This is a genomic window from Mesorhizobium sp. M0768, assembly GCF_040320195.1.
Classification (GTDB): Bacteria; Pseudomonadota; Alphaproteobacteria; order Rhizobiales; family Rhizobiaceae; genus Mesorhizobium.
On sequence record NZ_JAMYPD010000011.1, the window covers coordinates 54,286 to 75,672 of the forward strand.

General features: G+C 62.7%; 17 protein-coding genes and 1 pseudogene. 11 read left to right on the forward strand and 7 right to left on the reverse strand.

Going from position 1 to position 21,387, the window contains the following annotated elements:
• Nucleotides 1-132 precede the first annotated feature (132 nt).
• Entirely contained in the window at nucleotides 133-669 is a 537-nt protein-coding gene (locus tag NKI08_RS16335) for a dihydrofolate reductase family protein (protein ID WP_352770853.1), read from the reverse strand.
• A gap of 224 nt (nucleotides 670-893) precedes the next feature.
• A complete protein-coding gene (locus tag NKI08_RS16340) occupies nucleotides 894-2,624 on the reverse strand; it encodes an adenylate/guanylate cyclase domain-containing protein (protein WP_352770992.1) in 1,731 nt (576 codons plus the stop codon).
• Between the two features lie 456 nt (nucleotides 2,625-3,080).
• Here NKI08_RS16340 and NKI08_RS16345 point away from each other — a divergent pair, with 456 nt between their 5' ends.
• The gene (locus NKI08_RS16345; protein ID WP_352624317.1) at nucleotides 3,081-3,980 is read left to right on the forward strand and encodes an HNH endonuclease; all 900 of its coding nucleotides are present in this window, start codon (nucleotides 3,081-3,083) and stop codon (nucleotides 3,978-3,980) included.
• Nucleotides 3,981-4,297: 317 nt separating this feature from the next.
• Nucleotides 4,298-5,434: an MFS transporter gene (locus NKI08_RS16350; protein WP_352770994.1), complete on the forward strand. Its 1,137-nt coding sequence runs from the start codon at nucleotides 4,298-4,300 to the stop codon at nucleotides 5,432-5,434.
• 413 nt (nucleotides 5,435-5,847) lie between these two features.
• On the opposite strand, the gene NKI08_RS16355 is transcribed toward NKI08_RS16350, so the two are convergent.
• The 4 genes from NKI08_RS16355 to NKI08_RS16370 form a co-directional block, all read right to left on the reverse strand.
• Nucleotides 5,848-6,261: a curlin gene (locus NKI08_RS16355; RefSeq protein ID WP_352770996.1), complete on the reverse strand. Its 414-nt coding sequence runs from the start codon at nucleotides 6,259-6,261 to the stop codon at nucleotides 5,848-5,850.
• 167 nt (nucleotides 6,262-6,428) lie between these two features.
• Complete coding sequence (csgH, locus tag NKI08_RS16360; RefSeq protein WP_352770855.1) at nucleotides 6,429-6,830, reverse strand: curli-like amyloid fiber formation chaperone CsgH; 402 nt, start codon at nucleotides 6,828-6,830, stop codon at nucleotides 6,429-6,431.
• 69 nt (nucleotides 6,831-6,899) lie between these two features.
• Entirely contained in the window at nucleotides 6,900-7,337 is a 438-nt protein-coding gene (locus tag NKI08_RS16365; protein ID WP_352452314.1) for a curlin, read from the reverse strand.
• 330 nt (nucleotides 7,338-7,667) lie between these two features.
• Nucleotides 7,668-8,096: a YybH family protein gene (locus NKI08_RS16370; RefSeq protein ID WP_352452313.1), complete on the reverse strand. Its 429-nt coding sequence runs from the start codon at nucleotides 8,094-8,096 to the stop codon at nucleotides 7,668-7,670.
• A 224-nt stretch (nucleotides 8,097-8,320) separates the two neighbouring features.
• Here NKI08_RS16370 and NKI08_RS16375 point away from each other — a divergent pair.
• The 7 genes and pseudogenes from NKI08_RS16375 to NKI08_RS16405 all read left to right on the forward strand — a co-directional run.
• Nucleotides 8,321-8,485 (forward strand): annotated as a pseudogene (locus NKI08_RS16375) (LacI family DNA-binding transcriptional regulator); the annotation flags it as partial.
• A gap of 214 nt (nucleotides 8,486-8,699) precedes the next feature.
• The gene (locus tag NKI08_RS16380) at nucleotides 8,700-10,109 is read left to right on the forward strand and encodes a DUF6600 domain-containing protein (protein ID WP_352770857.1); all 1,410 of its coding nucleotides are present in this window, start codon (nucleotides 8,700-8,702) and stop codon (nucleotides 10,107-10,109) included.
• A 316-nt stretch (nucleotides 10,110-10,425) separates the two neighbouring features.
• Entirely contained in the window at nucleotides 10,426-11,481 is a 1,056-nt protein-coding gene (locus tag NKI08_RS16385; protein WP_352770859.1) for a LacI family DNA-binding transcriptional regulator, read from the forward strand.
• An 83-nt stretch (nucleotides 11,482-11,564) separates the two neighbouring features.
• Nucleotides 11,565-12,818: an ABC transporter substrate-binding protein gene (locus NKI08_RS16390; RefSeq protein WP_352770860.1), complete on the forward strand. Its 1,254-nt coding sequence runs from the start codon at nucleotides 11,565-11,567 to the stop codon at nucleotides 12,816-12,818.
• 484 nt (nucleotides 12,819-13,302) lie between these two features.
• Nucleotides 13,303-14,232 carry a carbohydrate ABC transporter permease gene (locus NKI08_RS16395; protein ID WP_352770862.1) on the forward strand — a complete coding sequence of 310 codons (930 nt, stop codon included), beginning with the start codon at nucleotides 13,303-13,305 and terminating at the stop codon, nucleotides 14,230-14,232.
• Nucleotides 14,232-15,089: a carbohydrate ABC transporter permease gene (locus tag NKI08_RS16400; protein ID WP_254817449.1), complete on the forward strand. Its 858-nt coding sequence runs from the start codon at nucleotides 14,232-14,234 to the stop codon at nucleotides 15,087-15,089. The genes NKI08_RS16395 and NKI08_RS16400 overlap by 1 nt, the downstream gene beginning before the upstream one ends.
• Before the next feature lie 28 nt (nucleotides 15,090-15,117).
• Entirely contained in the window at nucleotides 15,118-17,103 is a 1,986-nt protein-coding gene (locus tag NKI08_RS16405; RefSeq protein ID WP_352770865.1) for a glycoside hydrolase family 127 protein, read from the forward strand.
• An 18-nt stretch (nucleotides 17,104-17,121) separates the two neighbouring features.
• Here the strand turns inward: NKI08_RS16405 and NKI08_RS16410 are convergent, their stop codons facing one another.
• Entirely contained in the window at nucleotides 17,122-17,901 is a 780-nt protein-coding gene (locus tag NKI08_RS16410) for a response regulator (protein ID WP_352770867.1), read from the reverse strand.
• Between the two features lie 233 nt (nucleotides 17,902-18,134).
• On the opposite strand from NKI08_RS16410, the gene NKI08_RS16415 reads away from it, so the two are divergent.
• Nucleotides 18,135-19,049: a cytochrome-c peroxidase gene (locus tag NKI08_RS16415; protein ID WP_352770869.1), complete on the forward strand. Its 915-nt coding sequence runs from the start codon at nucleotides 18,135-18,137 to the stop codon at nucleotides 19,047-19,049.
• A complete protein-coding gene (locus NKI08_RS16420) occupies nucleotides 19,046-21,304 on the forward strand; it encodes a DAHL domain-containing protein (protein ID WP_352770871.1) in 2,259 nt (752 codons plus the stop codon). Before NKI08_RS16415 ends, NKI08_RS16420 begins: the two co-directional genes overlap by 4 nt.
• The last annotated feature ends 83 nt before the right edge of the window (nucleotides 21,305-21,387 follow it).

The following is a 21,387-nucleotide window of genomic DNA, read 5'->3' on the forward strand; positions in this document are numbered from 1 at the left end:
AAGGCGACAGAAGGGGGTCGTCTCGCGTAATGCGCCAACCACCCCACTGCCGCAAGAGAGGAGCCGAGCCCGGTCGAACCGCCCCCCTCTGCCCTGCCGGGCATCTCCCCCTCAAGGGGGGAGATTGGCTCATCACGACTTCCCAGCCGCATACTCCAGCGCCACCACGCCGTTGCTGAATTGCGTGGCCGAGATCAGCTCGAGCGGCAATTGCGCGCCGGGCGGGAACAGCAGCTTGCCCTGGCCGACGGCACCGGGGTAGCTGAGCAGGCGGATGCGGTCGACAAGGCCATGGCGCAGCAATTCCTGCGCGACGCTGAGGCTGCCATGCACATAGATGTTGCCGCCGCTGCCTTGCTTCAGCCCTCTGACCGCTTCCGGCAACGTGCCCTGCAGCAGCTCGGCCGGCTGCCAGTCGAGCGCCTGCAAGCTGGTCGAGGCGACATATTTCGGCAGCGCATTGAACCGGTCGGCGAAATCTCCGGTCTCCTTGGGCCACGAGCCGGCAAAGATCTCATAGGTCCTGCGCCCTAACAGCATGGCGCCGCTGTCGGCAAGCTCGTCGTCCTTGAACTTTTGCATCTCATCGTTCCAGGCCACGCTCGGCAGCTTCTCGACCTCGGCAATGCCATCGACGCTGATGAATTCGGTAACGATGAGTTTTCTCATGGCGGGTTCCTTTCTGGCAGGGCCGAATGGCGCGGGCCTTATGCGACATGCGCCGTCAACTAGCGCGGCGCTTTTTCAGGGGGAGGGTTTTCCCTGTTCGCTTCCAAAGACCGATACCGTGGGAAAAGCTTCTCCGACCTGCCCGTCGTTCGGTCATGCCACAAGGTCCGCATCGGGAGCCGGTCTTTTTTGCCGATTGGATCTGGGTCGTAGTCACCGGCTGGCTACAGGTTGGCAATACCGGCTTTCAGCAGTCCTTCGCGGACGTGCTGCACATCAGACTCCTGGGCAAAGTGCAGGGTGGCGATGAATGAATCGAGGTCGAATTGGGGATCGAGCGTTCTGATCTTGCCTAGATGCGCCGCGGCCGCGATTTCGTCGCCGAGCCAGCCGTAGCAGGCAGCGGCGAAAGCGTGCTGAGCCGCGTCCATGGTTGACAGATGCATGAAAGCTTCGATCGCCTCGCCATACTGGCGCGCGGCGAAATGCGCCTTTCCCAGATGGCTCCAGAACCTCTCCGGGTGGTGCGGGTTCAACTGCATTGCCTTGCGGATCCATTCAATTCCCTCTTCCGGCCTCCCGAGCCACGTCAATAACTCGCCTTGCTGCACCACCACGAGGTCGTAATTGGGATTGAGGGCCAGCGCCCGCTCTTGATGGTAGCGCGCAGTGGTCAGCTCATTGTTGTTCACGTTCACTGCGGCGAGAATGCGGTGGACATCGGCATCGTTGTTGTCCAGCGCCAGCGCCCTGTCCAGCGCCGTCATAATGTTGTTCCAGACGGCATCCCTGTCTTCGCACCAGTTATGGACCCAGGCCTGGCCAAGAATGCAGGCCCGCCAGGCATGGGCATGGGCATAATCGGGGTCGAGCGTGACGGCCCTTTCTATCAAGGTTTGCGCGCGTTCATTATCCGCAATCGTGCTTCGGTGATGCAGCACCTTGGCAGCAAGCACACATTCATACGCGGCCATGTTTGCAGGTTTCGCCCGCGCGAGCTGGTCCCGCTGAGCCGCCTCGACACGACCGGGCAGCGTGGCTGCGATCGCCGCGGTCACCTCATCCTGAATCGCGAATATGTCGTCCAGCTTCCGGTCATATTTGTCTGCCCAAATATGAGCGTCGTTCGCCGTGTCGATGAGCTGAACCGTCACGCGCACCCTGTCGCCGATCTTGCGGACGCTTCCCTCCACCAGGTATTGGACGGTGAGTTTCTCGGCCACCTCGCGCACGTTCACGGCGCGGTTCTTGTAGACGAAGCTAGAATTGCGCGAGATGACGAACAGCTCATGGTGGCGGGACAGTTCGGTGATGATGTCCTCGGTCAGTCCGTCCGCGAAAAATTCCTGCTCGGGGTCGCCGCTCATGTTGGTAAATGGCAGCACCACTATCGAAGGTTTCGAGATGGATCGCTTTGCCTCGACTTCTGGCAGGGCAGGACTGTCAAACCCAACGCGATAGAGGCGAACCGGGCGGCTGATGTTCTTTAACGTCTTCTCGCCCAGGTCCTCCATGGCAATTTCGAGACGGTCGGCAATTTGGGTCGCCACCGCTGCGGTCACGCAGATACCGCCGACGTCGGCGAGTTGCTCGATGCGCGAGGCAATATTGACGCCGTCGCCGAAAATATCCTCATCGTCGAAAATGATGTCGCCGAGATTTATGCCGATCCTGAATTCGATGCGCCGTTCTTGCGGCACATCCGAATTGCGCCGTTTCATACGCTGTTGGATTTCCACGGCGCATTTCACGGCATCGGTCACGCTCTGGAACTCAACGAGCATGCCGTCTCCGGTGGTCTTGATGATCCGGCCCTTGTTCTTCGCGATGGCGGGATCGACCAGTTCTATGCGATGGGTCCGAAGGCGTGCGAGCGTGCCGGATTCATCGGCCTCCATTAGCCGACTGTAGCCCGCCATATCGGCAGCCAGAATTGCGGCTAGTCTCTGTTCCATCGCTGAACCAAAAACCAAGCGTATACTTCCTGGGCCGCCAAATCCAGCAATTTGGGCTTGTGGCTGAATCAAGAAGTCCGCAGCAGCAAGAAAGGGCGCCTTCCGCCTGGTGGCTGCGAACTCGATCGCATCAATCGCGGGAGAGCGACGCCATTCGGCGCGCCAGGCCACGCTCGGCAGCTTCTCGACCTCGGCGATCCGTCGACGCTGATGAATTCGGTGACGATGAGTTTTCGCATGGCGGGTTCCTTTCTGTCGGGACGGGCCGTGCGGGTCTTGTGCGAACTGCACCGTCAACTAGCGCCGCGCATTTTCAAGGGGAGGGCTTTCCCTATTCGCTTATTCGCTCCCAAAGACCGATACTGTGGGGAAAAACTTCTCCGACCTGGACTAAGCTCCCAAGATCGGATTGGTATCTGAGGCAGATATCTCCAAAAAACGAACTGTAAAAAGATCATGGGATTCGGGGTCTTCATTCACCGGTCAGATTCGATCTACAACGACCGCCCCGCTGAGCAATACCAGTTTCCTAGCCAGTATCTGCGCCGCGTCGAAGCATGCGTAGGCGACTGGATCATCTATTATGAGCCCAGCAAGGTAGAAGAGAGCCGCGGCTATTTCGCCGTAGCCAAAGTCCAACAGGTCATCCCCGATCCTGCGAAGCCTGACATGTACCTCGCTCTGATTGAGCCCGGGACCTATCTCGACTTCGCCAATCCTGTTTCGTTCAACGGGGCGAATGGCATCGTGGAGAAGAGTGTACTCAACGAGGAAGGACGGATTTCCGGTCGCGCCCAATCTGCCGTCCGCCCAATCGGTCTAAGTGACTTCAACCGCATTATCGATCTCGGCCTGGGCAGCAATGAGTCGTTGCTGCCGCGCGTTGATGAGATCGGGACGTCGCTTGGCTTTCAAGACGAGCAGGCGCCATTTGAGTTGGAGCAGAGCCGTGATCGCGTGAGTTACATTGCGTCGCGAATCGTGCGGGATCGTATTTTTCGCCGCATCGTCTTGCGCGCCTATGATGAGCGCTGTGCGATCACGGGACTCAAGTTGATAAACGGCGGCGGCCGAGCGGAGGTCTCCGCCGCGCATGTTCGACCGGTTGAAGCCAATGGTCCCGATATCATCAACAATGGGATCGCATTGTCCGGCACCGCGCATTGGATGTTCGATCGCGGGTTGATCAGCCTATCCGACGATTTGGAAATCATGATCTCCCGGCAGGTCAACGATCTCGACAGCGTGCAGGGATTCATAAACAAAACCGGTCGAGCACTTACGCCCAGTCGACATTTTGAACGCCCGCATCCTCATTTCCTACAATGGCACCGCGAGCACTGCTACAAGCAGTGAAAGCACCGTCGGCGTGGGAGCGTGTTGGTGGGCACTTCTGACTCGTCGGAGGCCTTCATTCTCTCGTTGCGAATGGCAGCAATGCGCCCCTTCCTGGACATTACCAAAGCAAGACCACGGGGAATTCTGACCCACGTCCCGAACTTCATGGCCTTCGTCTCGCTGGAATGTCTAACGCGACTCCGTCATGATGTCCCAGCCCTGTCGAGCGACGCTGCCAAAGCCGTTGACGCCAACGCAGGTGATGAGGGCAGGCTAGACCAGTGCAGCAGATCCGCCCGGCGACTTTTCTTTTTGCGGCCCGAGCCCTGCGCGACATGGGCGATGGCTTCGTGGCCGTTCTGTTGCCGGTCTATCTCCTCGCATTAGGCTTCGCGCCTCTGCAGGTCGGCATCATTGCAACCGGATCGCTGCTCGGTTCAGCGCTCTTGACCATCGCCGTCGGACTCCTTGGTGCCCGACACGATCACCGCCAACTCCTGCTTGCCGCCGCCAGTCTGATGGTCGGCACGGCCTTTGCTGTGGTCCACGACTACGCGCTGCTTTTGGTGATCGCCTTCGCAGGCACCATCAACCCGTCGGCCGGCAGCGTCAGCGTGTTCGTGCCCTTAGAGCATGCCGTCCTCACACGCGAAGTCACCGACGCCGCGCGGACCAAGATGTTCGCGCGCTACAGCCTTGTGGGTGCGCTCGCAGCCGCGGTTGGCGCGCTCGCTTCGGCGACACCTGATCTTCTGGCTCCAGCCGGCCTCGATCAACTCACCGGCATCAAGGCGATGTTCGTGCTCTATGCGTTGCTGGGCCTGCTCGGCGGTCTCCTTTACGCGCAGATCCCGCAGCGCCGTCCAACGTCGGACTCCGGCAGCACGTCCGCGCTTGGCCCCTCGCGGAATATCGTTTTCAGGCTTGCGGCCCTTTTTAGCCTTGATGCCTTTGCCGGCGGCTTCCTCGTCCAGTCGCTGCTTGCCCTGTGGCTTTTCGAAAAATTCGACCTGTCGCTTTCGGAAGCGGGCTTTTTCTTCTTCTGGTCCGGGGTGCTTTCGGCGTTCTCATTCCCCGTTGCCGCCTGGCTGTCGCGGCACATCGGACTCATCAACACGATGGTGTTCACACACATTCCGTCCAGCATCGCCCTGATGCTGGCGGCGCTTGCGCCGACGCTCCCTCTGGCGCTCGCCCTGCTGCTGATCCGTGCCGCGCTTTCGCAGATGGACGTCCCGACGCGCTCATCTTACGTCATGGCGGTCGTCACGGAGGCGGAGCGGGCAGCCGCCGCGAGCTTCACATCGGTACCGCGCAGTTTGGCTGCCGCAGCCAGTCCCGCCCTGGCGGGCGCTCTGTTCGCTGCCTCGTTCCGGGCTTGGCCCCTGATCATCTGCGGTGCACTGAAGATCGCTTACGATCTGCTGCTGCTGATGCAGTTTCGGCACCTCAAGCCGCCGGAGGAACGGTGATGCAGCCGCCGGTTTGGGGTGTTTGACCAGGATGGGTCAATCGCGAAGGAAAACGTTGGAAAGTTGTCGATCACTTCCGGCTGTCGCGGAGCGTGAAATGTCGCCTCGCTTCCTCGTGACATTGTCTGCCGCACTTTATCTGACATCAACGGTGTTTGCCGGGGCAGGACCACCCGTTCCGTCGAACGTCTGCTATGCGTGGAAAAGCCGCTGCAGAAGGTCCGCATCGGTGAAGGTTTTTCGATGTGGGCCGCAGCGCGAGGGGTGCGGGCTGGGTCGACATCGGCCCGCGTTGAAAAACCTCCCAAGGAGGAAGCCGCGGGGTCATCTTCGGCTCTGCCGAGATGTTCGGCCCGAATGATTGGGTCGCGCGCAAGGGGATCGAGTCCCGCTCGCGCCCCGATTATCGGCCGTTACCAGCCGTAGCTGAAGATGGCGCCGCCACCACCATCGCCGTTCTGCACGACATTCGCCTCGGTGTTCCTTCCGAACTGGAAAATACCGTAGGCGTTGTCGTTGCCGTTCTGCCTCAGGATGGCGGAATGGCCGTTGCCCTCCTGATGGATGATGCTCAGATTGCCGCGGCCGTTCCGGCCGAGGCCAGCAGCATTACCGTGTCCGGACTGACGGATTCTGGCGCCGTGCAGGCCGCGATACTTCGAATAGACGCGCAGGCCGGTCGCCAGGGCGCCGGCGTCGCGGGCGTTGGCAGGAGCAAATGTCACCGACACCCAGCCTCCTGCGTAGGCCGGTGCGGACAGCGCCACCTGGCCGATGCTGCCGGCAACGAGAGCGGCAGTAAGGGTTATGAACATATTGCGGGTCATCTTGGTCTTCATTTCCGGCTGCCTCAGCCTATGGCCAACCTTCCCGAATTGCGGCTGAACCATCCCGGAACCCGTCGTTCAGCTGTCGTTCAGTCATTTTTCCCGGCTCGGCACACATAGAAAAGGCGCCGAACGCCGACGCCCTTTTCGTGAACTGGCCGGTGCGATCAGGTCGCGCCGCCGACCCGCGCGGCGCAGCCGATGCTCTTGCCATCGACCGCAACTTCGAGCTTGGCGTCGTAAACGCCGCCCTTTGCGTCGAGCGTGACAGCGCCGAGCGTAGCTGGCTTGCCGGGCGCGGCGTTGAAGGCGCCGCCCTGCTCGATGTTGGTGCCGCCGGTGCGACCGGTGCTTTCGACATGGAAGGAATAGGTGCCACTCACGTTTCTGTCGGCATAGGCAAGCGCCTCAAGCAAGACGATGCCCCCTTCCGGCGTGGCGCGGATCTCGCAGCGCACCGGCCCAACGGACTGGTCGGCGGTGGCCATGGTCGCCAGCGCGCCGGCCGGGACCAGGATCAGGGCGAGTGCCGCCATGACGCGGCGGGAATGCTTGACGATGCGGGGCATGGTTCGTCTCCTTGGCTTGGCTAGCGGCGGCCGCGGCATCTTTGCGCGGCCGCCAGGCCGTTGCCGTGTTTATGGGCAGGCCTGGACGAAAGCTGCGACATTGCCGCTGCCGCCCTGGCTGACATTGGCATCGCAGCCGTGGCCCACCTGCACGCCGGCAGCAATGTTGCCGTTACCGTCCTGGGTCAGAATGGTGGTGTGGTTGGAGCCGAACTGGCCGACGCCGGCCACGTTGCGGTTGCCGTTCTGGTAGGTGGCGCCGTAGTTGCCGGCCCCGTCCTGGCCGATAGCCGAAAGGTTGTGGCGGCCGCGCTGCTGGCCGATCACCTTGTTGAAGCGGCCGTTCTGATACACCCGGATACGGTTTTTGAAGCCGTTCTGGGCGCCGCCGGCCGAGTTCGACCAGCCATATTGCTCGATGCGCACGTCATTGGCCATGGCCGGAGCGGCGGCAGTGATACCGACAAGAGCGGCAAGCGCGGTTGCGATGAAAGAATTGCGGATCATGAGAGCGTCTCCTTTGGCGGACGGGACCGCGGTTGAACGGCTTCTTTTTAGGAGATGCCGTTCGAACTAAGGCTGAAGGCGGCGTTCAGCTGGGGTTCAGGAGGGCTTGCGCGGGTCGTGGCTGCGGCGGTCAGGCCGCTATTCGCTAGGGCAATGGGTGGAGCACACTCGCCAAGGGCGGCCGGTGTTGGGTCATTCTATACTTGGCGATTGGCCGCTTCCGGCCGAAAGGCTGACTGTCAGCAACGGGCCGCCAAATCGACCGTTCACCTACGAACCCTTGCCGCGTGAAAGCCGACATCCCTGTTGAGGAGGTTAGGCGTTCCGGAACTACGGCAAGAGATCCGTCACAGCGCGCCCACTTCCGTCCATTGCCATAGGGAAGCTGGCATGTTCGTGGATGATTTTCCAAGAACCGGCGACGCGCCTTAGCACGATGGTTCGCCGGCTCCAGGAGTCGACCTTTGTGCCATCGGTCTTAATGCCAGTCATGCGCGACAGGCCGAAGGCCACTGCAAGATCGCCGTCGATTATGAGCTGCGGGTCAGCCATGTGAACGGTGACGCCGTTGCGCCAAGTTGCAAACCAAGCATTTATCCCTTCGATGTCGCGTGCCTGTTCGCCTCGATAGGCAAGCGGCGGCGGCAGATCAAAAACCACGACATCCGGGTCCATGGCATCGACGTTGGCGCGGGCGTCCCCCTTGGCAGTTGCGTCTTCCTGGCCCCGGATGACAGACAAGACTTCCTTTTCAGACATATCGTTGCTCCTTCATTTTCTGGAACGACGAGGCCGGGGCGATCAATCCGACATCGATACCATTCGTAACAAATAGGGCCGGTCCTAGCTGCTGTTGCATCGTGATATCAAGAGTGATGAGCCCCTCATGTGCCGGACATCGCATCATCGGGGGCTCTAGTGGCCCACCCGCACCCGCTGACCTCACCACTCAGCATCCCGCAGTCCCAAATGGGAAGACCGATATCCAAATTACGCCCGCCAAGCAGCCCGTCACCCTCCGTGAGGTGGCGGCCATTGCCGGCGTCAGCGTTGCCACGGCATCAAAAGCGCTGAACGGGCAGGGGCGGATGACGGCCGAGACGCGGACCCGGATTGGCGGGACGGCGCAGCGGCTTGGCTTTCGCCCGATACCGTCGGCCTTTTGACCAACGACTTATCGCCGCGCCTTCGGCGCGCATTTGTGACGGTCACCGCCTTCATGAAGCAACTCTGATCCCAAATATCATCGTGCGATGCCAAGCCGCTACGGGAGGGGATGCGGGTAACGTCAGCAAAGTGGAACAATCCGGCAGCCGGCGGGTTTGTACGATGAAGGGCGATCTGTTTCGGAGGAAGATTACGATGAAACGCGTCCTTGCCCAACATGCGGTGCGACTGATGCTCGGCGGCGTAACCGCCTGCCTGCTCACGGTCGTCGAGATTCCCAACCCAATTGCGCCATTGTCGCTTGTGTCCGAGGCAAGGGCTGCCACCACCGTTTCGATCAGCACGTTCTACGAAGACCTGTCTTCCTATGGTGATTGGGTCTCGTATCACGGAGCGACCGTTTTCGTGCCGGTTGATGTGCCTGACGATTGGCGTCCGTACACGCTTGGACACTGGGTCTATACCGAGCAGTATGGCTGGCTCTGGGTGTCCGACGAGCCATTCGGCTGGGCGACGTACCATTACGGCCGGTGGGGCTATGCCGACGATATCGGCTGGTACTGGGTTCCGGGCACTCGCTGGGCGCCAGCATGGGTGAGTTGGCGTCGTGACAGAGAGCACATCATTTGGGCGCCGCTGCCGCCCCGCCGCGATCCGGATTTGATTTCAATCGAGGTGACCTTCGACACGACGCCGGATTATTACTGGGTTGTGGTCCCCACCCGCGAATTCCTTGCCGCGGACATTTCTGTGGTCGTTGTTCGTGATGAGCCGGAGTTTGTGCGCATTGTCGAGGCGGCCGAACCGGCCGGCGACGTGACGATCCAGAACAACGTGGTGATCAACAAAGTCATTGATGTCGATGTGATCGAAAAGGAGACGAACCAGAAGGTGACTGCTGTCAAGGTCAGCAAGACCGACGCGCCCGAGAAGTCCGGCAAACTGGAAAACGATAGGGTCGCTGTCTTTGAGGGCGAGGTGAAAGCCGACCCTAAGGCCAAACCAGCTAAGCTCAAAGACATCGAAGAGGTGAAGCAGGTTCAGGCTGGCCGGAAATCGAAGCCGACCGAAGGCGCTGCAACGACCGAGCAGGCCAAGCCCGAAGAAACCGCCAAGCCTGAGAAGCCGAAGGCCAAGGAGCAGCCGGCCACCGAGCAGCAGCAGGCCGAGCCCGGCAAGGCGGCCAAGCCTGAGAAGCCGAAGGCCGGGGAGCAGCCCGCCGCCAAGCAGCAGCAGGCCGAGCCGGAACAGGCGGCCAAGCCTGAGAAGCCGAAGACCAAGAAGCAGCCCGCCGCCGAGCAGCAGCAGGCCGAACCGGAACAGGCGGCCAAGCCCGAGAAACCGAAGACCAAGAAGCAGCCCGCCGCCGAGCAGCAGCAGGCTGAGCCCGAACAGACGGCCAAGCCTGAGAAGCGGAAGGCCAAGAAGCAGCCCGCTGCCGAGCAGCAGCAGGCTGAGCCGGAGCAGGCTGCCAAGCCTGAGAAGCGGAGGGCCAAGGAGCAGCCAGCGGCCGAGCAGCAGCAGGCCGAGCCCGAGCAGGCGGTCAAGCCCAAGCCACAGAAACAGAAAAACAAGGCGTGCGATCCACAGACTGAGAACTGCTAGTTCTGCGGGTAGACTGCGGCACCGCGATTATTCGGTCGCGGTGCCCGCTGAACGGCAATGCACGCCAAAGCTGCTCGCCCTCTTTCCTTCGAGCCCCCATGGCAGATCCTGGACCCAGGGCAGCGAGTCGTAGTTGACTGCCGAGCATGCCTGTAACCAGGCCATTCCCTCTTGCCATCCTTGCATCCTTCCCCTAATCTTCCTTTTGAGAAAACCTTTTCCCAACTCTGCCGGCATCCGCTGACTTCACCATTCAGCGGCTCGCAGGCCGATAAGAGAAAAGCTTTTCTCAAATGGGAGGATCGATATCCAAATCATGGCGTCCGACGCGCAGCCAACGCCTGTTTCTGCCAAGCAGCCGGTCACCCTCCGTGAGGTGGCGGCACTCGCCGGCGTCAGCGTCGCCACCGCCTCAAAAGCGCTGAACGGGCAGGGGCGGATGACTGCCGAGACGCGGACGCGCATTCGCGAGACGGCGCAGCGGCTTGGCTTTCGCCCGAACAGCCTGGCGCAGAGCCTTTTGCGGCGGCGCTCCTTTACCGTCGGGCTGTTGACCAACGACACCTATGGCCGCTTTTCGCTGCCGCTGATGGCCGGCGTTTCCGATGCGCTGGTCGATGCCGGCGTCTCGGTGTTCCTGTGCAATGTCGAGGACGACCCGCGCCTTGCCCAGCTGCATGTCGATGCCATGCTCGACAAGCGCGTCGACGGCATCATCGCCACCGGCAAGCGCATCGACCGCCATCTGCCGGTCGACCTTGCCAATCTCGGCATTCCGGCGATCTACGCCTTCACCGAGCCCGATCCCGGCGCCATCGCTTTCGTCTCCGACGATGCCGGCGGGGCGCGGCTGGCGGTCGAGCACTTTTGCCGGCTCGGGCGGCGCCGCATCGCCCATGTCAGCGGTCCCGCGAGCTTTGCCGTGGTGCATGCGCGGGCCGAGGCCTATCGCGCAGTGCTGGCCGAGAACGGCCTGCCGGTCATGGAGCCGCTGCTCGGCCCGTGGTCGGAGGCCTGGGGCCATGAGGCGGTCAAGACGCTGTTCGACGGCAAGGGACGCGATGGCGAAAAACCCGATGCCGTCTTCTGCGGCAACGACCAGATCGCGCGCGGCGTCATCGACGCCTTGCGCGAGCGCGGTATTTGCGTGCCGGACGAGGTCGGCGTCATCGGCTTCGACAATTGGCAGATCGTCGCCGAGGCAACGCGCCCGCCGCTGACCTCGGTCGACATGAACCTTTCAGCACTTGGCCGCGAGGCCGGCCTTGCCTTGCTTTCGCTCGTCGGCGGCGAACCCGCTTTGCCGGGCATCAGAAAACTGCCGTGCCGGCTGGTGGTGCGTCAGTCATGCGGCCGTCCGCCGGACGGCTGAACGAAACGGGCCGTGTCGATAGTCACCCGCTTGGGGGCGCGGCTAAATTAAGACGCTAAATTAAAACCATGTGGAGGAGAAGCATGAGAACCATCATTACCGGGCTCGCCGTCGCCGCGAGCATTTTGGGCACGCTGGCAACGGCCGGCTCGGCCGCCGCCGACACCGCCAACATCTGGGTTCGCGCCGACGGCTCGAACTTCATGCCGCGCGTCGTCGATGCCTTCAACAAGGGGCATCAGAACCAGATCAAGCTCGACATCATCCCGAATGCCGAGATCATCCCGAAATATGGTGCTGCCGCTGCCGGCGGCACGGCGCCCGACGCGCTGTCGCTCGACCTGATCTACACGCCGTCCTTCGCCGCCGCCGGCCAGCTGGAAGACATCACCGACTGGGCGAAATCGTTGCCTTATTTCGCCAGCCTGTCGCCGGCGCATGTCAAGACCGGCACCTATAAGGGCCGCATCTATGGGCTGCCGTTCTCGGCGGATTCCTCGGTGCTGATCTGGAACAAGAAGCTGTTCAAGCAGGCCGGCCTCGACCCGGAAAAGGGCCCGACCAACTGGGCCGAGATCGAAGCCGATGCCGAAAAGGTCAACGCGCTCGGCGGCGATATCAAGGGCTTCTATTTCTCCGGCAATTGCGGCGGCTGCAACATCTTCACCTTCACGCCGCTGATCTGGGCCTCGGGCGGCGACATCCTCACCGAGGACGGCTCCAAGGCGACGCTGGACACGCCGCAAATGCGCGGCGCCATCGACCTCTACCGTTCGATGGTCAAGAAGGACCTGGTGCCTTCAGGCGCGCAGACCGACACCGGCTCCAACTTCTTTGCTGCCTTCGCCACCGGCAATATCGGCATCTCGCCGTCCGGCGCCTTCGCCATCGGCGCGTTGAACACGCAATATCCCGATATCGACTACGGCATCACCTTCCTGCCCGGCAAGGATGGCGGCTGGTCGTCGTTTGCCGGCGGCGACAATTTCGTCGTCACCAAGGGCACCACCAAGGTCGCGGTGGTGAAGGAGTTCCTCGACTTCGCCTATTCGCTCGAAGGCCAGACCATATTGGCGAAATACGGCAGCCTGCCGGTGCGCGGCGACATCGCCAATGAGGCGCTGAAAGACCTCGACCCGCGCTACAAGGTCGCCGCCGAAGCCATGGCCAAGGGCCGCACGCCCTATTCGGTGGTGTTCAACGACCTGATCAACTCGGCCAACGGTCCGTGGAACCAGATGATGAACGAGGTCTTCTTCGGCGAAGACGTCGACGGCGCCATCGCCAACGCGCAGGAGACCATGCAGTCGATCATCGATTCGGCGCCGCAGAAGTAAAGCGCCGGCGCCCACCTCCCCCTCGAGGGGAGGTCGGACCAAAGGTCCGGGTGGGGTCGTTGCGGCAGTGCTCGACATTTCTGTCGGCGCACTTCGCAGACGACCCCACCCCCGCAGCCCCTTAACCTCCCCCTTGAGGGGAGGTCGGACCGCAGGTCCGGGTGGGGTCATCGCGGCAGTGCTCGACGCTCTTTTGATGTCGGCGCACTTCGCAGGCGACCCCACCCCCGGCCTTCGGCCGGACCCTCCCCTCAAGGGGGAGGGGACGTCCCGCCAATGGAACAACAGGCATGAGCACCATCACAGTACGCCGTCGCAACGTTGGCTCCCCCTTCTCCCCTTGTGGGAGAAGGTGTCGCCGAAGGCGACGGATGAGGGGTGCTCCAGCTTGGCTCGGACGGCATTCCTTCCAACACCCCTCATCCGTCTCGGCGCTTCGCGCCGATCCACCTTCTCCCACAAGGGGAGAAGGAGAAGGCCAGCGATGACCACCATCACAGCAACCACCGCCGCGCCAGCGCGCGCATACAAACTGGTCGGCGCCGGCCGCCGGCAGTGGATCGGCATGCTCTATGTCGCGCCGGCCGTCGCCCTGGTCGTCGTCTTCTTCATCGTGCCGCTTTGCATGACCGCCTGGATGTCGCTGCACAACTGGCCGCTGATGGGCGCGCATAGCTTTATCGGGCTCGACAATTACTGGGCGATCCTGCGCGACACCCGTTTCTGGAACGCGCTGAAGTTCACCGGCTACTACACGGTGGTGGTGACGATCGCGATCTTCGCCGTCGCCTTTCCGCTGGCGCTGTTCATCGAAAGGCCGCGGCAGCTGACCGGCTTCTACCGGACGTCCTTCTTCATGCCGGCGGTTATCGGCTTCGCCTCGGCGAGCCTTTTGTGGTCATGGCTGCTCAATGTCGATTCCGGCCTGTTCAGCCCGGCCGCCTTCGAGCTCGGCCTGACCGAGAAGAAATTTAACCTGCTGGCGACCTTCCAGCCGGCCTTCTGGTCGATCATCGCCATGGTCGTGTGGAAGGTGGCGGGCTTCACCATGATCATCCTGATGACCGGCCTGCAATCGATCCCGCCGGACCTGCAGGAAGCGGCGATGATCGACGGGGCAGGGCCATTCGCGCGGTTCCGGGCGATTACCTTGCCCTTGATGCGCCGCACGCTGGCGCTGGCGCTGATCCTGTCGGTCGCCGGCTCGATCCTCGCCTTCGACCAGTTCTACATCATCCTGCGCGGCGGCCCGCGCAATCAGACGCTGACCGCCGTCTACTGGATCTTCAACCAGTCCTTCGTGTCGTTCAAGCTCGGCTATGGCGCCGCACTGTCGATGGTCCTGCTGGTCATCCTGGTGGCGCTCAGCCTTATCCAGCTGCGGCTGCTGCGCAATCCGGAAGGGGTCGACTGATGGCGCAGGCAAGGAGCCGCAAACGCCGCATCGGCATGCAGATCGCCGAGCACTCGACCGGCATCATCGCGTCCATTCTGTTCCTGGCGCCGATCGCCTGGACGGTGCTTTCGGCCTTCAAGCCGGCGCAGGAGGCGCGCCAGCCGCCGCTGCCGCCGTGGCCGACCAGCGGCATCTCGCTCGAGAACTACGCGACGCTCAACACCTTCGGCGACGGCCTGTGGCTGCCGGCGCAAAACAGCATCTACGTCTCGGTGATGACGGTGGTGCTGTCGGTGATCGTCAGCGTGCTCGCCGGCTACGGTTTCTCGCGCTTCCGCTTTCCGCTGAAGAACCTGCTCTTCGTCGTCATCCTGTCGACGATCATGATCCCGTTCCAGTCGATCCTGACGCCGATCTTCCTGGTGCTGACCAAGATCGGCCTGCACAACACGCTGACCGGGCTGGTCTGCGTCTACGTCACGCTGCAGCTGCCGTTCTCGATCTTCATGATGCGCAACGCCTTCGACGCGGTGCCGCGCGAGATCGAGGAGGCCGCCCGCATGGACGGCGCCAACAACGTCACCATGCTGCTCAGGGTGATGCTGCCGCTGGTCTGGCCAGGCATCGTCACCATCGCGCTGTTCGCCTTCCTCGGCGCCTGGAACGAGTTTCTGGCGGCGCTGGTGCTGATGACAGACCAGTCGAAATTCACGCTGCCGATCATGATGACGGCGCTGCAGTCCGGCCGCTTCGGCGCCATCGACTGGGGCGCCGTGCAGGCCGGCGTCACCGTCATGATGGTGCCGTGCCTGGTGCTCTTCCTGCTGCTGCAGCGCTTCTACATCCGCGGCCTGATGGCAGGGGCCGTGAAGTGACCACAAGAAATCGAACGGGAGTAAATTGATGACCGCATCGCAATCCGCCAGTCAGGGCGCCAAGCCGAAACTCGCCTTCCGCCCGCTGCCGGTGCCGCAGGTCGATGTGCGCGGCTTCTGGGGCGACCGCGTCGATGCCGTCGCCTCAAAGACCGCCGGCATCCTCTACGACCGCTGCGTCGAGGCGCGCATGCTCGAGCAGATCGACCCGGACCGGCCGTCGCCCGGCGTCGTCATTCCGTTCCACTCACCGTCGCCGGACGAGGCGGCCACCGCCGGCAATGAGTTCACCGGATCGACGGTGACGACGCAGATGTTCTGGGACTCCGATTGGGGCAAGACCATCGAGACCGCCGCCTATTCGCTCTACCGGCGCCGCAACGACGAGCTGGAGAAGAAGATCGACGCCGTCATCGACATGTACGGCAGGCTCCAGCAGCCCGACGGCTATCTGTCGAGCTGGTACCAGCGCATCCAGCCCGGCCTGCGCTGGACCAATCTGCGCGACTGCCACGAGCTCTATTGCGCCGGCCACCTGATCGAAGGCGCCGTCGCCTACTACCAGGCCACGGGAAAACGCAAGCTGCTCGACATCATGTGCCGCTATGTCGATCACATCGCCGAGACGTTCGGTCCCGAGCCCGGCAAGAAGAAGGGCTATTGCGGCCACGAGGAGATCGAACTGGCGCTGGTCAAGCTGGCACGGGTGACGGGCGAGCGCAAATACATGGAGCTTGCCAAATATTTCATCGATCAGCGCGGCCTTGAGCCGCATTATTTCGACGAGGAGGCGCGAGCACGCGGCGCCGACCCCAAGGCCTATCATTTCAAGACTTACGAATACAACCAGTCGCACAAACCGGTGCGCGAGCAGGACAAGGTCGTCGGCCACGCGGTGCGGGCGATGTATCTCTATTCGGGAATGGCCGACATCGCCACCGAATATGGCGACGACACGCTGCGGGTCGCGCTCGACCGGCTGTGGGACGATCTCATGACCAAGAACCTCTACGTCACCGGCGGCCTCGGGCCGTCGTCGCACAATGAGGGTTTTACCGCCGATTACGACCTGCCCAACGACACCGCCTATGCGGAGACCTGTGCTTCGGTCGGCCTGGTGTTCTGGGCAAGCCGCATGCTCGGCATGGGTCCCAATGCGCGCTACGCCGACATCATGGAGCGGGCGCTCTACAACGGCTCGATCTCGGGCCTGTCGCTCGACGGCTCGCTGTTCTTCTACGAAAATCCGCTCGAAAGCCGCGGCGCCCACCACCGCTGGAAATGGCACCGCTGCCCGTGCTGCCCGCCCAATGTCGGGCGCATGGTCGCCTCGATCGGCAGCTATTTCTACGGCCTCTCGGACGACGCACTCGCCGTCCATCTCTATGGAAACGGCACGGCTCGTTTCGATATTTCTGGGACGCAGATAGAGCTCACCCAAACGAGCAATTATCCCTGGGACGGCGCGGTCTCGATCTCTGTCGAACCGGAAGCTCCGACCGAGTTCACTTTGCACCTGCGCCTGCCGGCCTGGTGCCGCAAGGCAGCGCTCAAGGTCAACGGCGCCGATGTTGATCTGGAGGCGATCAGCAGCGACGGCTATGCCGCGATCCGCCGCGAATGGCGCAAGGGCGACCGCGTCGAGCTCGACCTCGAAATGGCCGTCGACCGCCTCTACGCCAATCCGCAGGTGCGGCAGGATATCGGCCGTGTCGCACTGGCGCGCGGCCCGCTGATCTATTGCGTCGAGGAGACCGACAATTCCAGCCAGCTGCACCGCATCGCACTACCGCGCACGGCCGACATCGAGGCGCATCAGCAGCCGAACCTTCTGGGCAGCGTCGTGACACTTTCGGCGATTGCCAAAAAGGAGGCTTTCGAAAACTGGGAAGAGGGGCTCTACCGCACCGAACCGCCGGCGCTCGAGGGCGCGAAAATCACCGCCGTGCCGTACTTTGCCTGGGACAACCGCGATCCCGGCGAGATGCTGGTCTGGCTGAGAAGCGCGGAGTAGGCTGGGCGCGGCAGCGGCTCAAAGTACCTCGACCGCAGTCGCGAATATGTAGCCGGCGCCACGCTCCGTAACAATGAGCTTCGGCTCGCTCGGATTGACCTCGAGCTTGCGGCGCAGCCGCAATATCTGCACGTCGATGCTGCGGTCGAACACCTCTTCGTCGTGCACGCGGCTGGCAGCGAGAAGCTGCTCGCGGCTCAGGATCTGCTGCGGCGATTTCAGCAACGCCGTCAGCAGGTTGAACTCGCCGGCGGTCAGCGGCGTTGCCTCGCCCGCCGCCGACCTCAGGCGCCGCATCCGCATGTCGAGCTCCCAGCCGGCAAAACGATAGCGTATGGGTTTCTTGCCGCGCGGATGCGGCTGCGTCGACCGCGATCGCCGCAGCACGGCGCGAATGCGCGCCAGCAGCTCCCTGAGGCCGAAGGGCTTGGTGATGTAGTCGTCGGCGCCCAGTTCCAGGCCGACGACGCGATCCACCTCGTCGCACCTGTGGCCGGTGATGATGATGATGGGCGCTTCCGGCGGACTGCCGAGTTGCCGCATGATGTCGAACCCGTCCTCATCGGCAAGCCGCATGTCGAGGATCATCAGGTCTACGGGCTTTTCATTGAGGACGCGCGACATGGCCCGGCTGTCGGCGACCGCGCTAACCCTGAAGTTTTGGCTCTCCAGGTAATTGGTGAGCATATCACGAATTTCGGGGTCGTCGTCGACGACAAGGATATGCTTCGGCGCCGCTGGCTGCTCGATACTGCCTTTCGACTGCTGTTCGTGGCGAATGTTTTGTTCGGCTGACATCTCGCACCGTCCGCAAGCATGGAACTCATGACCGAGCCGTTGCTTTATTAAACGTCGATTTTCGGCGATTTATTGGTGAACGCCGATGATCTACGTGATCGCACACCCTGCCACAGGCTCGCTCGATGGCACATCAGCAGATTGGTAAGGTTCGGGCGGGGCTTTTTGTTCCGCTTTGCCTGGCAATGGCGGCACCTTTTGCGTTGGCCCAGAGCAATCAGCCGGGCCCGCCGATGGGCGAGCCGATTGCACCGATCACGGCCAGCGGCCCCTCCGACCGGGCGAAGATCGCGCTTGGCGAGAGCCTGTTCAACGATGCCCGCCTGTCGCATGGCGATGTCGTCGCTTGCAGTTCCTGTCACAGGCTCGATTTCAGCGGCGACGACGGTCTGGCCCGTTCCGTGGCGGCGGATGGCAAGCCGCTCGATTTCAACACGCCGACCGTCTTCAACGCGGCGCTCGATTTTCGGCTGAACTGGCGCGGCAATTTCCGCACGTTCGAGGAGCAGAACGAGGCAGCCCTGCTCGATGACAGGCTGATGAATACGAGTTGGGAGGAATTGCTGACCAAGCTGCGCTCGAATGCTGAGTATTCGCAGCGGTTCGCGAGGGTCTACGGCTCCATTCCCGACCGGACAAACGTGCTCGATGCGCTTGTTGTCTTTCAACGGTCGCTGATCACGCCCGATGCCCGTTTCGACCGCTATCTCAAGGGCGAACGCGACGCCATCACGACCGACGAAGAGCACGGCTATCAACTGTTCAAAGCCTATGGCTGCGTCGCCTGCCACCAGGGCGCCAACGTAGGCGGCAATCTGTTTCAGAAATTCGGCATCTTCCAGGATCCCTTCGCTCGCCAGAAGACCCTGACCAAGGCGGATCTCGGCCGCTTCGCCGTTACCGGCGCCGAGAGCGACCGCCATGTGTTCCGTGTTCCCAGCCTGCGCAACGTCGCGGTGACAGCGCCGTATTTTCACGATGGCCGCACCGCATCGCTCGCAGACGCGGTGAAGATCATGGCGCGCAACCAACTCGGCCGGGAGCTCGACCAGCGCGATGCCGATCTCATCGTCGAATTCCTCGGGACACTGACGGGCGAGTATCGCGGCCGGCCGTTGACCAGCGCAGCCGATCGTCTGCAACAATGAAGTCGCTACGCATCCTGGCGCCGATCGTTGCCTGCCTGCTCATCGCCCTGACCTACCTCCTGGTGCAGGGCACGGCTCCCGATGCGGCGCGCCACGAGCGCACGCTCGATGCGCTCAGGACGGTCATCCTCTATAACGCCGCACTCCAACGCGATGTTTTAAGGGCACGCGCGGGACTGCTGCGCAGCTACGATCCGCTTGTGCGGTCGATCGAGAACCTGGATGAGGCGACGCAGACGCTGCCGGCTGCCCGCGACGTAGCAAGCGGCGAAACACGGGCGGATATCGACAAGCGGATCGCCCAAGTCATCGCCGCGATCCGCGACGAGGAAGCGCTCGTCGAGAGGTTCAAGTCCGATAACGCGCTGCTGCAGAACTCGCTGAACTTTTTCAACTATATGAGCGGTCGTCTCACGAGCGAGGGTGACGGCCTTCGAGCGGTCGAGATAGGAGCCCTGATGGTCGCAATGTCGCGGTTTATCAGCGATCCCCAGCCGGATGCGGCAAAAGCAGTAACCGCCGCACTCTACCTGTTCGCCCGCCTGCGCCGCAACGCGCGGATCCTGCGCGAGCGGCTGGAATTCGAGGACCTGATCGCCTCGATCTCCACGCAGTTCATCAATCTGCCGCGTGACCGCATCCGCGCCGGCATCAGCAAGGGCCTCGCGCGCCTGGTCGAACATGCCGGGCTCGACGGCGCCCAGATTTTCGTCAGCCACATCGCCGATCCTTCCGGCGGCTACTTCTATCGCCGTCCGGGCGGGAGCAGGCCGCCCCATCTGTCGAAGGACATGATCGAGCTGGCTTCACGCTGGACGCTGGCCGACCACGAGCGGCAGGGCTGCATCGACGTTCCCCGCGTCGGCGAGCTTCCCGAGGGGCGGGAGAAGGCATCGCTGCAGGCGCACCAGTTTCGATCGTGGCTGTGCATACCGATGTGGCATGCCGGCGAGCGGTTGGGTTTTCTGGCTCTCGATACCGTCACGCACGAAAAGCATTGGGCCGACGACGACATTGCACTGCTGCGCACCGCAGCCGAGATTTTCGCCAATGCCATCGTGCGCGAGCACAACGAACGCGAGCGTGAGGCACTGCAGGCGCGGCTCAATCAGTCGCAACGGCTGGAAGCGATCGGGACGCTCGCCGGCGGCATAGCGCACGAGTTCAACAACATCCTCGGTGCCGTCCTTGGTTACAGCGAGATGGCGCTGGCGGTGCTGCTGAAGGAGTCGCGCGCGCGGCGCTACGTCCAGCAGATCATGCAGGCCGGCAGGCGGGCGCAGGACGTCACCGAGCAGATCCTCGCCTTCGGCCGTCGTCACGAGCGGCAGCATCACGCGCTGCGGGCGGAAGCCGTGGTTGCCGAAGCGATCGACCTGCTGCGCGCCTCGTTCCCCGCCACGCTTTCGGTGCAGACGCGTCTTGCAGCCGCGGATGCGGCGATGATGGGCGATCCGACCGAGCTTCAGCAGGTGGTGATGAACCTCGGCACCAACGCGGCGCAGGCGATGAACAACCGCGGCGCATTGGAAATCGGTCTCGACACGACGGAATTCGTCGAGGCGCGGATGCTGTCGCACGGCAACCTGCCTGCCGGGCGCTACCTCCGCCTTGCCGTCAGGGACACCGGCAGCGGCATGGATCAGGCGACGCTCGAGCGTATCTTCGAGCCGTTCTTCACGACCAAGCCGGCAGGGCAAGGCACCGGGCTCGGCCTGTCGACGGTGCACGGCATCGTCATAGCGCACAGAGGCGCGGTCGACGTGAACAGCAAGCCCGGCGAAGGCACGACCTTCGAGATCTATTTTCCGCGGATCGAGGCCGCCGAAGCAACCCAGAACGAGGACGAGAGCGACGCCGCCGAGGTGCCGGTCAAGCATGGCAACGGCGAGACGATCCTCGTCGTCGACGACGACACGCCGCTGATGCAACTTGCGGAGGAAATGCTCGCCGCGCTCGGCTACGAGCCGGTCGGGTTCGACCGCAGCCCCGCGGCTCTCAGCGCATTTCGCACCGATCCGGAACGCTTCGACCTGGTGCTGACGGACGAGGTCATGCCCGACATGACAGGGATCGAATTCTCCGGCCGGTTGCACAAGATCCGGCCCGACCTTCCGGTCGTGCTGATGACCGGTTACGGCCGTCAGCTGCGGTCGCGCCAACTGACGGCGGCCGGCATAAGCGAAGTCATCAAGAAGCCGCTGCTGTCGGCCGCCGTCGCACAATGTCTTGCCCGCCATCTGCATTCAGGCTGATCACGGCCGTCCGGATTTCTTCGTTACAACCGTAACCAAAATCCCAGCTGGCTGAAATCGACCCGTAGCCGGGCCAGTCGATG